General features: G+C 66.8%; 12 protein-coding genes. 6 read left to right on the top strand and 6 right to left on the bottom strand.

Annotated elements, in window-relative coordinates:
- The gene (locus AC5Y4T_RS18665; RefSeq protein ID WP_499954772.1) at nt 1-1,185 is read right to left on the bottom strand and encodes an acyl-CoA dehydrogenase family protein; all 1,185 of its coding nucleotides are present in this window, start codon (nt 1,183-1,185) and stop codon (nt 1-3) included.
- Nucleotides 1,186-1,412: 227 nt separating this feature from the next.
- On the opposite strand from AC5Y4T_RS18665, the gene AC5Y4T_RS18660 reads away from it, so the two are divergent.
- Genes AC5Y4T_RS18660 through AC5Y4T_RS18650 form a run of 3 tightly spaced genes read left to right on the top strand, consistent with a single transcriptional unit; the run spans nt 1,413 to nt 4,653 of the window.
- Nucleotides 1,413-3,023 (top strand): flavin-containing monooxygenase, encoded by a 1,611-nt coding sequence (locus AC5Y4T_RS18660; protein ID WP_499954770.1) that lies wholly within the window; start codon nt 1,413-1,415, stop codon nt 3,021-3,023.
- On the top strand, nt 3,020-3,823 hold the full coding sequence (locus AC5Y4T_RS18655) for a mycofactocin-coupled SDR family oxidoreductase (protein ID WP_499954768.1): 804 nt from the start codon (nt 3,020-3,022) through the stop codon (nt 3,821-3,823). The genes AC5Y4T_RS18660 and AC5Y4T_RS18655 overlap by 4 nt, the downstream gene beginning before the upstream one ends.
- A complete protein-coding gene (locus AC5Y4T_RS18650) occupies nt 3,820-4,653 on the top strand; it encodes a mycofactocin-coupled SDR family oxidoreductase (RefSeq protein ID WP_499954766.1) in 834 nt (277 codons plus the stop codon). Before AC5Y4T_RS18655 ends, AC5Y4T_RS18650 begins: the two co-directional genes overlap by 4 nt.
- Before the next feature lie 29 nt (nt 4,654-4,682).
- Here the strand turns inward: AC5Y4T_RS18650 and AC5Y4T_RS18645 are convergent, their stop codons facing one another.
- The 4 genes from AC5Y4T_RS18645 to AC5Y4T_RS18630 all read right to left on the bottom strand — a co-directional run bounded on the left by AC5Y4T_RS18645 (nt 4,683) and on the right by AC5Y4T_RS18630 (nt 7,970).
- A complete protein-coding gene (locus tag AC5Y4T_RS18645; protein ID WP_499949352.1) occupies nt 4,683-5,564 on the bottom strand; it encodes an alpha/beta fold hydrolase in 882 nt (293 codons plus the stop codon).
- Nucleotides 5,565-5,624: 60 nt separating this feature from the next.
- Complete coding sequence (locus AC5Y4T_RS18640) at nt 5,625-7,019, bottom strand: WS/DGAT/MGAT family O-acyltransferase (protein WP_499954764.1); 1,395 nt, start codon at nt 7,017-7,019, stop codon at nt 5,625-5,627.
- Between the two features lie 205 nt (nt 7,020-7,224).
- Entirely contained in the window at nt 7,225-7,680 is a 456-nt protein-coding gene (locus AC5Y4T_RS18635) for a nuclear transport factor 2 family protein (protein ID WP_499954762.1), read from the bottom strand.
- A gap of 104 nt (nt 7,681-7,784) precedes the next feature.
- Nucleotides 7,785-7,970 carry a hypothetical protein gene (locus AC5Y4T_RS18630; protein WP_499921010.1) on the bottom strand — a complete coding sequence of 62 codons (186 nt, stop codon included), beginning with the start codon at nt 7,968-7,970 and terminating at the stop codon, nt 7,785-7,787.
- A 179-nt stretch (nt 7,971-8,149) separates the two neighbouring features.
- Between AC5Y4T_RS18630 and AC5Y4T_RS18625 the strand changes: the two genes are divergently transcribed.
- Nucleotides 8,150-10,396, top strand: a complete 2,247-nt coding sequence (locus AC5Y4T_RS18625; protein ID WP_499954760.1) for a molybdopterin-dependent oxidoreductase — start codon at nt 8,150-8,152, stop codon at nt 10,394-10,396.
- A gap of 16 nt (nt 10,397-10,412) precedes the next feature.
- On the opposite strand, the gene AC5Y4T_RS18620 is transcribed toward AC5Y4T_RS18625, so the two are convergent.
- Nucleotides 10,413-11,258, bottom strand: coding sequence for an SDR family NAD(P)-dependent oxidoreductase (locus AC5Y4T_RS18620; protein WP_499954758.1), 846 nt, complete (start codon nt 11,256-11,258; stop codon nt 10,413-10,415).
- 205 nt (nt 11,259-11,463) lie between these two features.
- Between AC5Y4T_RS18620 and AC5Y4T_RS18615 the strand changes: the two genes are divergently transcribed.
- Both AC5Y4T_RS18615 and AC5Y4T_RS18610 read left to right on the top strand, forming a co-directional pair.
- Nucleotides 11,464-12,507: an alpha/beta hydrolase gene (locus AC5Y4T_RS18615; protein WP_499954756.1), complete on the top strand. Its 1,044-nt coding sequence runs from the start codon at nt 11,464-11,466 to the stop codon at nt 12,505-12,507.
- Nucleotides 12,508-12,623: 116 nt separating this feature from the next.
- Nucleotides 12,624-13,225, top strand: a 602-nt coding sequence (locus tag AC5Y4T_RS18610) for an FHA domain-containing protein (protein ID WP_499954754.1), incomplete at its 3' end; no start/stop codon positions are given.

The following is a 13,225-nucleotide window of genomic DNA, read 5'->3' as shown; positions in this document are numbered from 1 at the left end:
TCAGATCAGGGCCCGCAGCGGGCCCTCGGGCGGATCGATGCCGATCGAACTCAGCGCCGACGCGTGATACGTGGTGCCGGGGACATGGATGGCATGCATCTGCCCGACGTGCACATCACGCCAATAGCGTTGCAGCGGTTTGTCCATGCGCGCGGCGTTGCCGCCCGAGCGGGCGAAGATCTCGTCGACCGCGGACACCGCACGCCACACCGCGCGCACCTGCGTTCGGCGCCCGGCCGCCCGGTCGGCGAACGACACCTCCTTGCCGGCCGCGACCATGTCGTAGATGCGGTCGGCATTGGCCAGCAGCTCCTGGCGCGCCGCGTTGATGTCGGCGGCCGCCTCGCCGATCGCGTGCATGACGTAGGGGTCGTCCTTGATCGCGGTCCCGGTGGCGCCGACGCGCTCACGCTGATAGTCCAGATGCGCGGCCAGCGCCCCTTCGGCGATGCCGATGGTCGCCGCGGAGATGCCCAGCGGGAACATCGTCGACCACGGCATCAGGTACAGCGGCTCGGTCATGCCGGCCTCGCGCTGGGCGGTGCCGTCCATCACCTTGGTCGCGTCCATGGTCCGGTAGCTGGGCACGAACGCGTCCTTGACGATGACGTCCTTGGAGCCGGTTCCACGCAGCCCCACCACATTCCACGAGTCGTCGACGATCTCGTAGTCCTTGCGCGGCAGGATCATGTGCAGCATCTGCGGCGGCATCAACGGGATGCCCTTCTCGTCGCCGAGCATGGCGCCCAGGATGATCCAGTCGCAGTGGTCGGTGCCCGAACTGAACTGCCAGCGGCCGTTGAACAGATACCCGCCGTCGACGGGTTTGGCCACACCCTGCGGCGCATACGGCGACGCCATCCAGGTGTCGACGTCGTCGGCCCAGATTTCGGCGGCAACCTTGGGGTCGGCGTAAGCCAATTGGTAAGGGTGCACGCCCACGACGCCGACGATCCAGCCGGCCGCCGGATCCAGTGCCGCGGTGGCCATCGTCGTCTCGGCGAACTCACGCGGGTGGACCTCGAAGCCCTGGTACTGCTTGGTCTGCAGCAGCCGGATCAGGCCGGCGCCCTTCATCATCTTGACGGTGTCGTCGGTGAGCCGGCCGATGCGCTCGGCTTCCGCGGCTTGGTCGCGCAACTGGTCGGCCATGGCCACAACCTGATCGAGTACCCGGTCGCTCATATCGTTGTCCTTAAAGTGTCATGGCCCTTACGTGTGTGGGCCTAGTAATGGTCTACCGCAGTCCCGGGCCGTCCCAAAGGAAATCCCGATGAGCGGACACCCGGCATCGAAGAATCCGACGTGAACATAGGCTCCGGCCGGCCGGCGGCCGGGAAATCTCCTGCGAACCGTCCGGTGACCGGGAAGGGCTACGGTCCGCCGCGCGTCAGGCCCTACGGTGACTGCTTGTGAACGATGCCGGCCAACAGTCCCCCGATGTCGTCGTGGTCGGCGCGGGGTTCGCCGGCCTGTACGCCTTGCACAAGTTGCGCAGCCAAGGCCTCTCGGTCCGGGTGCTGGAGGCGGCGCCCGAGCTGGGTGGCACCTGGTACTACAACCGGTATCCCGGCGCGCGCTGCGACGTCGAGAGCGTCGACTACTGCTACTCGTTCTCCGAGGAACTCCAGCAAGAGTGGCGCTGGACGGAGAAGTACGCGACCCAATCCGAGATCCTCGAATACCTGAAGTGGGTCGCCGACAAACTCGACCTGTGCCGCGACATCGCCTTCGACACCCGCGTGCTCTCCGCCGTGCTGGACGAGTCGACATTGCGCTGGACGGTCACCACCGACACCGGGCTTGTGCTCTCGGCACGATTCTGTCTGATGGCTACGGGGCCCCTGTCCGCCGCTATGACGCCGAATTTCCCTGGGTTGGATACTTTTGCGGGCGAGATCCACCACACCGCGCACTGGCCACGCGAGCCCGTCGACTTCACCGGCAAGCGGGTGGCAGTCATCGGCACCGGATCCTCGGGCATTCAATCGATTCCGATCATCGCCGAACAGGCGGCGCACCTGTACGTCTTCCAGCGCACCCCCAACTACAGCGTCCCGGCGGGCAACAAGCCCTTGACCGCCGACGAGCTCGACGAGATCAAGGCCGGTTATGCGCAGCGGCGCGCGTTGTCGTGGCGCAGCGGCGGGGGTTCACCGCACCTCACCGCCCCGAAGCCGACGATGCAATTCAGCGCCGACGAGCGTCGCGCGGCATTCGAAAAGCGTTGGCAGCTCGGCGGTGTGCTGTTCTCCAAGACGTTCCCCGACCAGATGACCGACCTGGAGGCCAACGACGAGGCCCGCAGGTTCTACGAGGAGAAGGTCCGGGCCGTCATCGACGATCCGGCCGTCGCCGACCTGCTGATCCCCACCGACCATCCGATCGGAACCAAGCGAATCTGCACCGACAGCAACTACTTTCAGACGTTCAACCGGCCCAACGTGTCGCTTATCAGTGTCCGCAACACACCGATCGACTCGATCGATGCCGCGGGCATCAACACAGACGAGGCGCACTACGACCTCGACATGATCGTGCTGGCAACCGGTTTCGATGCGATGACCGGGGCGCTGGACAGCATCGACATCGTGGGACGCGGCGACACGACGCTGCACCAGGACTGGGCGCACGGACCGCGCACCTATCTGGGATTGGGCGTCGACGGTTTTCCCAACCTGTTCTTGATCTCGGGCCCGGGAGCGCCCGCCGTGCTGGCGAACATGGTGCTGCACGCGGAGGCTCAGGTGAACTGGATCGCGGAAGCCATCGCCTACCTCGACCAACACGGTTACGCCGCGCTGGAAGCCACCGTCGACAGCGTGGACGGCTGGGGTGCCGAATGCGCCCGCCGGGCCGAGGCGACGCTGTTCACCAAGGCGAACTCCTGGTACATGGGGGCGAACGTGCCCGGAAAACCAAGGGGCTTCATGTTGTTCGTCGGGGGGTTCGCCACCTACAACGACATCTGCGCCGAGGTCGCCGGCGCAGGCTACCCCGGCTTCGATTTGATCGAACGATGACGGGATCACTCGACAAGGTCGTCGTGGTCACCGGCGCCGCCAAAGGCACCGGGCGGGTGCACTGTCAGCGCTTCGCCGACGAAGGCGCCGACGTGATCGCTCTCGACGCCGACACCGCTGCCGACGAGTTGCGCGACACCGCAAGGGGAGTCGAGGACCGCGGTCGACGGTGTGTGACCGGCTTGGCCGACGTCAGCGACCTCGCGGCGGTGACCGCCGCCATCGACACCGGCGTAGCCGAGTTGGGCCGCCTCGACATCGTGGTCGCGAACGCCGGAGTCCACCTGCCCGGCGCGCCATCCTGGGAACTCGACCCACACGTCTGGCAGCGAACGCTCGACATCAACCTCACCGGCGTCTGGCATACGATCCGGGCGAGCGTGCCGCACATGGGTGCCGACGGTGGCTCCGTTGTCATCATCAGCTCCACCAGCGGCATTCGTGGTACGGCGAATACCGCTCACTACACCGCCAGCAAGCACGCGGTGGTCGGTTTGGCCCGCACGCTGGCCAACGAGCTAGGGCCGCGCGGCATCCGGGTCAACACCGTGCATCCCGGCGCGGTCGCCACCCCAATGGTGCTGAACGAAGCCACTTTTCGGCGCCTGCGACCGGACCTGGACAACCCGACAGCTGCCGACGCGGCCGAGGTCCTGCAGGCACGGAACCTGCTTCCGGTTCCCTGGGTCGAGCCCGTCGACATCGCCAATGCCGTGCTGTTTCTGGCCTCGGATGCGGCCCGCTACATCACCGGCACCCAGCTCGTCGTCGACGCCGGTCTGACGCAGAAGACGACATGACCGGACGGCTCCACAACAAGGTCGCCCTGATCACCGGTGCGGCCCGCGGGATCGGTCGCGCGCAAGCGGTGCGGTTCGCGCGGGAGGGCGCGGACATTGTCGCGCTCGACGTGTGCGGCCCGGTCGACACGGTGACCATCCCACCCAGCACCCCGGCCGACCTCGACACCACCGCGTCGCTGGTGAGCGAGGCGGGCGGGCGGGTGCACGCCGAAATCGTCGACGTGCGTGACCTTTCCGGTCTGCAGGCGGCCACCGATCGCGGCGTCCAGCGGTTCGGCGGCCTGGACGTGGTCTGTGCGACCGCGGGAATCACGTCGCGCGGCATGGCGGTCGACCTCGACGAGAACGCCTGGCGCACCATGCTCGACGTCAACCTCACCGGCGTGTGGCATACCTGCCGCGCCACGGCCCCACACCTGATCGCGCGCGGGGCGGGGTCGATGATCCTGACGAGTTCGATCGCGGGGCTGCGCGGTCTGGTCGGCGTCGCGCATTACACCGCCGCCAAGCACGGCGTGATCGGCTTGATGCGCTCGCTGGCGAATGAGCTTGCACCGCATGGTGTTCGGGTCAACTGCGTCAACCCGACCAACGTCGACACACCGATGATCCAGAATGACCTCGTCAGTAGCGCGTTCCGGCCCGACCTGGACCGCCCTCCGACGCGCGAGGAATTCGCCGAAGCCGCGCGCTCGATGAACATGCTCGCGGTGCCGTGGGTAGACGCGGAGGACGTGGCCAACGCGGCGCTGTTCCTGGCCTCCGACGAGGCGCGCTACATCACCGCGATCGTCCTGCCCGTCGACGCCGGGGCCACGCAGCGATAGAGGAGCGCCGCGCTCGCGATCGCCGCCGGTTAGCTGCGCGACAGGAACGCCAGCACGGTGCTTTCGAACGCGTCCTTGGCCTCGATCATCGCCCAGTGCCCCGAGTTGGGGAAGACGTGCAGTTCCGCGTTGGGGATGGTGCGCATCGGGATCAGCGCCATGTCCGGCGGACTCACCCTGTCGTCGCGGCCCCACGTCAGCAGGGTGGGAGCGGTGAGCTTGTGCATGGTGGCCCACGGCAGTGGCCGGTCGGAGGCGTTCATCGCGGCGTTCATGCCGGCGAACGCCGCCTTGCCGTACATGCGCCGCGCCGCGGCCAGGGTTTCGGGATCGGTGGCCAGCTGCCAGCGTTCCTCGATCAGCTGTTCGGTGACCAGGGCCTGGTCGTAGACCATCGACTTGAGCCAGTCGACCAGGCGTTGCCGCGTGGGGTCCTCGACGAACTCCTGCAGCAGCCGAATGCCTTCGCTGGGACTGGGACTGAAGATGTTGGTGCCGATGCCGCCGATGGTCACCAACCGATCGACGCGCGCCGGATTATGGGTCGCGAAGTTGATCCCGACGCCGCCGCCCATCGAGTTGCCGACGATATGCACCTTCTCGACGCCCAGCGCGTCGAGGAAGGGCGTCACCGTGCCGAACGCGGTGACCATCGGATGGCCGCCGAAGTCGTCGCTCACGCCGAAACCGGGGAATTCCAGGATCAGGCATCGATAGTGGGCGCCGAAGGCGGGCAGCACGCCGCGGAAGTTGCGCCAGCCCGTGACACCGGGACCGGATCCGTGCAGGAAAAGCAGCACCGGAGCGGACGCCGGCCCGCCGCTGTCGTAGTAGCGCAAAGCGCCCTTTTCCGTACTGATTTCACGCAGATCCTGCGCCGTGATCATCGTCGATTCAGAAGTGTCTGCCACGGATGTCACCCTGCCATGCCGCGGCCGCGACGGCGGACCGGGTTCCGCTGACTGGGCCGCCTAGCGCGGATCGTGAGCGCGCTCGCCGCAATTCAACAGCTCTTTGAGTGCGGCGGGGAAAGCGTCGGCGAGGTCCCACAGGTCGGGTACGAGATCGGGGCAGGAGATGATGCCGACGCCAAGCCGGCCGTTGAGCGACATCACGGTGATGTTGAGCGCGGCGCCGGCAATGATCGGGCCGAGCGGATACATCGCGTCGAGCCGGCACCCCAGGAAGTAGAGCTGTTCTTGTGGGCCGGGGACGTTGGACAGCACCAGACTGTGTGGCGGCTTGTCGGGCAGAGGCAGGCGCGGTAGCAGCTTCCTGGCCGCGCCGAACATGGCCTGGCCGGCCACTTGCGTCCAGTCGTGCAGCAGGGTCGGGCCCAGCGCCGCGGAGTGGTCCTTGGCCGCCGCGTTTCCGGCGGCAATGCTCGCCAACCGTTCCACGGGGTCTTCGATGTGGGTTTCGAGCCGGCAGAGCATCCAGGTCATCTGGTTGCGGCCCGCCCGGGTCGATTGGTCGCGGACGGACACGGGCACGCTGGCGACCAGGGGGAGCTCCGACAGCGCGTCGCGGTCCTGCAGATACTGCCGCAGCGCCCCCGCGCACATCGCCGTCACGACGTCGTTGACCGTCACGCCGAACCGGCGCTTGACGGTCTTCACGTCCTCGAGGTCCACGCTGGTCAGGGCGATGTTGCGGCGCCGGGTGAACGTGCCGTTGAACGCCGTCTGGGGTGCGGCGAACGGTGCCGCCATCGTCTGCCCACCACCACGCGCACGCAACACGGTTTGCGCCAGGGTCAGCGCCGTCGACGGCACGACTCTGGCCAGACGCCAGGGCCGCAGTGCCGCGCCGATCAGCCCGGTGGCGGCGATCAGCAGCGGATTCGCCGCGCCGATGCGCTCGGCCGGTTTCGGTGGGGCGGCGTCGGGCGTGGCGCTGCACAACTGCGCCAGCAGGTTGGCTCCACCCACGCCGTCGACCACCGCGTGGTGGATCTTGAGGACGACGGCCAGCGCGTCGCTACCGTGCAGGCCCTCTATCACCCACATCTCCCACAGCGGACGATCTCGATCAAGCGAAAGCCCGGCGACGTGGCCGCAGATGTCCGCTAATTCTTTGGGCCCTCCGGGCGAGGGCAGGGCGACGCGGTGCAGGTGGCGAGACAGGTCGAAACGATCGTCGTCCACCCACACCGGATGATCGAAGTTCAATTGGTTGTCGGCCAGCTTGAGGCGGAATTCGGGCACCGCGTCCAGCCACACCGACAGCGCCTTCTGGAAGCGTTCGAACGTGTAGCCCCCCGGCATCGTAGTCGGGTCCATCTCCAGGACGCAGCAAACATTCAAAGGTTGCGTCGGCGATTCCAGATATAAGAAGAACGCGTCTAATCCACTAAGTCGTTGCATACTGCTCGTCTCTGTTGCGCGGCCATGACCGCTGGTCACGTGACCGGCGGTCACCCCGGAGCTGCTGCGGGGACGCGCCATCAGGGCGACCGCAATCTTTGATGTGACTCTTATCTGTAGCCGTTGAGGCCGTTTCGGCAAACATTCCGCCGGTGCATCGCCAAGATCGCCGCCCCGCGGCCGCGCAGCGCCGGGGCGGTTGCCGTCATCGCCTCGTTCCGGGATTCCCGCGGGCCATCGCCGAGTCCGGTGCCGCCCAGTCTGTCGAAACCTTGCGGTGCTTGATCAGCCAGGTTTCATCCTCGGGTACCAGGATGTCGCGGTAACGGCCGTAGTGGTCGAGCCCGATGTGGGTGACCGCGGTGAAATAGGAATCGACCCGGGCCCGCCCGGGCGCCACCTCGACGAACAACACGTTCGTGACGTTATGCCGCACAAGGGGTTTCACGTCGGCTGCTGCGGGGATCTTTCCGGTGACGCCGCTCAAGAAAGCCGCGATCTCCCGACGTCCGCGCAGCGGTTCGAAACCACGTATTTCGAGGATGCCGTCCGTGCAGAAAGTGCCCGCCAGACCGTCGAGTCGTCCGGCGTCACCCGACCAGTTGTAGCGCGCCAGGGTGTCCCGGATCCGCTCGCGGGCGATCAATTCCCACATCTCCACCGTCGCGACTCCTCACCTGGGTATGACGGAGCCTAGTAGCGCCAGTGTTTTTACCGACGTCCGCACTCGAGAATCGCGCCGGCAGTTGCCCTTTCGCGGTCGCGTTACCTGACGATGTGGGGCCGGAAACCGTACCGGGCCGTGGGCGTGACCCCGTTCAGGTCGAAGACGGCAATCAGGGCACGCAGCAACGCCGGCGACCAGTCTTCCCAGGGCTGCGCGTCAACGCGATCGAGCAGCTCACCGCGCAGGTATTCGATGCCCGCGGGCTGCTGATGGTCGGTGCTCAACTAGCCGATTCCTTCCGGGTTACGTGCTGGTGCTTTGACGTTAGGGCGGGCGCAGCACGCATGTACAGTCGACTGGCCAAATTCAAATCTGTCTCGGACGCCGGCGGCGGCGGGCCCCTGGCTGAGCAAGAATCTGTTCACCACTTCCGCTACCCACGGTAGCGGAATACAGTGGGTGGATGAGACCGGGCGAAGACGGTACGCACCTACGCACGTGTCCGTTGTGTGAAGCCATGTGCGGCTTGGCAATTCACGTCGAGGGCGGCCCCGAAAACGGAAAAGTCACCAGCATTCGCGGCAACCGCGACGACGTTTGGAGCCGCGGACATCTATGCCCCAAAGGCACCTCGCTTGCGGCGCTGCACGACGATCCGGACCGCATCCGCCAGCCGATGATCAAGGTCGACGGCAAGTGGCGGGAAGTCAGCTGGGACGCGGCGTTTCGCCGCTGCACCGAGCTCTTGACCCCGGTGATCGAGAAGTACGGCATCAAGGCGGTCACCGCCTACACCGGAAACCCGCTGGCGCATTCGTTCTCGCTGGCCCGCTACGCGGGCGTGCTGATGGGCATGTCCGGCATGCCGGTCACGTATTCGCCCGGCACGGTCGACCAATGGCCGAAAAACCTGTCCTCGCATCTGATGTACGGGCGGTGGTGGAACTTCCCGGTCCCCGACATCGAACGCACCGACCTGCTGGTGATCATGGGCGCCAACCCGGCCGCGTCACAGGGTTCGCTGTTGGCCGCGCCCAACGTCATGAACCTGATCGACGGGATACGCAACCGCGGCAAGGTGATCGTGATCGACCCGGTGCGAACCCTGACCGCCGCGCGCGCCGACGAGTGGCTTCCCATCGTGCCGGGAACCGACGCGGCCCTGTTGCTGGCCGTCGCACACACCCTGTTCGGCGAAGACCTCGTCAACCCTGGCCCGCACGTCGACGGTGTCGGCACCGTGCGGCGCGCCGTCGCGGACTGGCCACCCGAACGGGTCAGCGCCGTCACGGGCATCGACGAGGACCGCATTCGCCGGCTGGCCCGCGAGCTGGCCGGCACCGAGAAATCGGTGTTATACGGCCGAATCGGCCTGTGCAACCAGGAGTTCGGCAGTCTGGCCAGCTGGCTGGTCGACGTCGTCAACATCCTCATCGGGCATTTCGACACCCCCGGCGGGGCGATGTTCCCCAAACCGGCGGCATGGTCGATCACCACCGAACCGCTGCCCGGACTCGAGGGCGGTGCGCCGGAATTCGGTCGTTGGCACACTCGGGTCCGCGGCGCCAAGGAGGTGCTCGGCCAGGCCCCGGTGTCGTGCATGGCCGAGGAGATCGCCACACCGGGTGATGGGCAGCTCAAGGCACTGATCACGGTCGCGGGAAATCCGGTGCTGTCCACCCCCGCCGGGGACAAGCTCGACGAAATACTGCCGATGCTGGAAGCGATGATCTCCGTTGACCTTTGGCTCAACGAGACGACGCGGCACGCCGACGTGATCCTGCCCGGCCTGTCCCCGCTCGAGCAGCCGCACCACGACGACCTGATCCTGCTCTTCGCCATCCGCAGCATCGCGAATTATTCTGCGCCGGTATTCGATCCGGGCGATCGCCCGCACGAATGGGAGATCCTGATCCGGCTGACCGGCCTGTGCACCGGAACCCCCGCCGAAGACGTCGATGTCGCCGCGATCGACGACGGCTTCTTCGATTATCTGGCCTTCACCAAAGGGCTCGACGGGGAACAGATCCGCAAGCTGTACGAGCGCGGCGGCCCGGAACGAATGCTCGACCTCACATTGCGCACCGGGCCCTTCGGCGACCAGTACGGCAAGAACCCGGGTGGGCTCACCCTGGACCTGCTCAAGGCCAACCCGAACGGCATCGACTTCGGGCCGATGGTGCCGCAACTGCCCGACCTGCTTGGCACGCCCGACAAGAAGATCCGGCTCGCCCCGCAGTATCTGCTCGACGACCTGCCGCGGCTCGCCGCGCGCATGGATCGCCCCGCCGAGCCGCTCGTCCTCGTGAGCCGGCGGCACCTGCGATCCAACAACAGCTGGCTGCACAACGTGCCCGCGCTGATGAAGGGGAAAGACCGGTGCACGTTGCTGATTCACCCCGACGACGCGGCCCGGTGCGGCGTCACCGACAACGAGATCGTGACCGTGAAATCCGAGGCAGGCGAGATCAAGGTTCCGGTCGAAATCACCGACTCCATCAAGCCCGGTGTGGTGTCGATGCCGCACGGCTGGGGGCACGGCAAGCCGGGCACCCGCATCTCGGTCGCCAACGACTCGCCCGGCGCGAACACCAATGTGCTGTCCCCGCCGACGTTCGTCGACGAGCCGTCCGGCAACGGGGTGCTCAACGGCATCCCGGTCACGATCATCGACGATCAAGCCCGATTCCGGCCGGCGCCGACCACCTGAGCCGGTGCCCCCCCGATCAGGGGTCAATGGGCCGATTTGTCCACTGGCGGTCGGGCCGGCGCGTGGACCGGAACCATCCGCCGGCAGCCCCGGTACCGCCGTCGGTGGGGATGACGTGGCCGGTGACGAAGCCCGAGAGATCCGAAGCCAAGAACAGGATGACCCTGGCCTGATCCTCGGGCAGGCCCATCCGCCCGACGGGGACCCATTGCGGCCATTGCGTCTGTTCGTCGGCCGAAAGCCATTGCGAATACGGCACTTGCAGGGATTCGGTGACGTCGGGCGCGATGGCGTTGACCCGCACGCCGTCGTTGCCCACTTGAACCGCGAGGCTGCGAGTAAACGCGTTGACGGCGGATTTGAAGGCGGCATACACCGGGTCCTCCGGGTAGCCCCGCAGCCCCTCGACCGACGAGACGTTCACGATCGCACCCGTGCGCCGCTCGACCATAGCCGGCAGAAACGCATGCGTCAGCAGGAAGACGTGGTGCAGGTTGATCCGGTACAGCTCGTCCCACAGCTGCGGGTCGGTGTCGACGAAATTTCCGGGATGGCGCAACCAATGGCCCACGTTGTTGACCAGCACGTCGACCCGGCCAGACCGGTCGAGCACGGTGCGGGCCAAGCGGGCGACCTGGCCGGGGTCTCGGACGTCGGTGACCACGGCTGAAGCCGACCCGCCGGATTCGGTGATCGAGGCGGCCGTCGCGCTGGCGAGGTCGGCGTCGACGTCGGCGATCACCACATCGGCACCATGTTGGGCGAACAACTCCGCGGTCGCCGCGCCGATGCCCCCAGCGCCGCCCGTGATGACCGCCACCCGGTCGGTCAGCAGCGGTTCCGCGGGTTTAGCGTGTGCCATCGCTCATATATAGGCCATTCGGGGACCTCAACAACAGCCGTTTCGGTCCGCGCAGACCCGCGCGGCAGCCCCTAGAAAGATGAACGGGTGATACCCGTCTCTGCAGCCAGCAAACAGTGATCTACACAACATTTCTCGCGCGTTAATTTGCAGTTAACCACCAACGATGGCGGGTATCCGCCCCCCACTTAGGAGGTTGACATCGATGGCGAGCACGGCCGAACCGACACATATTCTGCCGAGTGTGGCGATGACGCGGCGCGTCCATCACCGTCATAGTCCGCAGTCGGTTGCCGTTGGGCTGGCCAGTCGGTTCATCGTGAAAAACACCGTCCGCGCGTGGGCCATGACGCCGAACCTGCACTGGCCGTTCGAGTACGTGGACGGAGTCGCGGGTCTGGTCCCACAATTCGGGTCAAAAGCGAGGATCGAGCGGGTGCGGTTGGACCATTGCGCCGCCGAATGGGTTCGCGCTCCCGGCGTGTCGGGGGAGCGGGCAATCCTGTATCTACACGGTGGCGCGTTTTTGACCTGCGGCCTCAACACCCACCGCTCGATGGTGACCCGCTTGTCGCAGGCGGCCGACGCCGCCGTGCTCACCGTCGCTTACCGCAAGCTGCCCGCGCATCACATCACCGACGCCATCGACGACGGCATCAGCGGCTTGCGCTGGCTGCTGGATCACGGCTTCGACGGCGACCAGATAGTCGTGGGCGGCGACTCCGCGGGCGGATACCTGGCGTTCATGACCACGTTCCTGGCGATCCAGGAGGGAATCGTGGAACCGGCCGGAGTCGCGACCGTCTCGCCGTTCACCGACACCGATCCGGTGCGAAAACTCAAGCACCGCAACGCGCGAAAGTGCTCGATGTTCACCCGCCGGGCCTTCTCGCGGTTCGCCCAATTCCTCGACAGCGCACAGGTGGTGGAAGGCCGGGGCGACTCCACGGTCGCCTCCCCGGTGGACGCCGATCTGTCCTCGTTACCGCCGGTGATGATCCACGCCAGCTCGGACGAGTTGCTGCTCGCCGATGCCGAGCTGATGGCGAAGCGCTTGGAAGCCAGCGGGATCCATTGCGATCTGCACCTGTGGGACGGCCAGATCCACGACTTCCCGATAGCGGCCGACATCTTGCCCGAGGGCAGGCGTGCAATCAAATACCTGGGGGACTTCGTCAAGGACGTCACCGGCGCCCGCGCCAAGGTCCTCAGCATGCGCAGCCTGCGCAATGCCGCGGTGGCCGGTTGAAGGCGTCGAAAGTAACTGCACCGCAGGCGCTTCCCGCGGCGATGCGGTTGGGGGCAACAGTGCCCGACGAACAACCCCGCGCATGAGCCACGCCGCTGCCGTTACAGTTGGTCCTGATGACTTCACCAGCCCCGCCTGCGCTGACCGTGCGCTACGAGGGATCCGAACGCACCTTCGCGCCGGGCAACGATGTGGTGATCGGGCGTGACCTTCGCGCCGACCTGCGAGTTGCCCATCCGCTGATCTCCCGCACCCACCTGATCGTGCGGTATGACCAGGGCCGATGGATCGCCGTCGACAATGGCAGCCTCAACGGCCTCTACGTCCACAACCGGCGCGTCCCGGCCGTCGACATCCAGGATGGGCTGCGGGTCAACGTCGGCAATCCGGACGGCCCGGCGCTCACCTTCGAGGTCGGCCGCCACCAGGGCTCGGCCGGGCGGCCCCCGCTGACGACGTCGATACCGATCGTCAGCGACCCCGCCGCATCGCGGGCACGGGCGCCCCAGAGTCTGCCAGGGGCCACGCAGTACCCCGGCCAGCCGCAGCAGCCGGCGTCCGCCTCGTTCCGGCACCCCATCCATCCGCCCACCACGGCGCAGCCGAGTCAGCCGGCCGGCGCAGCCACGCCGAGCTATTCGTCCGAGCCGCCGCCGCGGCCCGCGACCAGCGGTCCGCCGAGCCCGCCACCGAGCGGACCCCAACCCGCCCCCCAGAT

The organism is Mycobacterium sp. NGS11 (genome assembly GCF_059813315.1).
This window is presented reverse-complemented; position numbering and strand designations above follow the sequence as displayed.

What these genes read in the sequence shown, in the direction of transcription:
- AC5Y4T_RS18640 (WP_499954764.1), bottom strand. Translation starts at nt 7,019, where the DNA reads ATGCAACGACTTAGTGGATTAGACGCGTTCTTCTTATATCTGGAATCG.
- AC5Y4T_RS18620 (WP_499954758.1), bottom strand. Translation starts at nt 11,258, where the DNA reads ATGGCACACGCTAAACCCGCGGAACCGCTGCTGACCGACCGGGTGGCG.
- AC5Y4T_RS18650 (WP_499954766.1), top strand. Translation starts at nt 3,820, where the DNA reads ATGACCGGACGGCTCCACAACAAGGTCGCCCTGATCACCGGTGCGGCC.
- AC5Y4T_RS18655 (WP_499954768.1), top strand. Translation starts at nt 3,020, where the DNA reads ATGACGGGATCACTCGACAAGGTCGTCGTGGTCACCGGCGCCGCCAAA.
- AC5Y4T_RS18625 (WP_499954760.1), top strand. Translation starts at nt 8,150, where the DNA reads ATGAGACCGGGCGAAGACGGTACGCACCTACGCACGTGTCCGTTGTGT.
- AC5Y4T_RS18665 (WP_499954772.1), bottom strand. Translation starts at nt 1,185, where the DNA reads ATGAGCGACCGGGTACTCGATCAGGTTGTGGCCATGGCCGACCAGTTG.
- AC5Y4T_RS18615 (WP_499954756.1), top strand. Translation starts at nt 11,464, where the DNA reads ATGGCGAGCACGGCCGAACCGACACATATTCTGCCGAGTGTGGCGATG.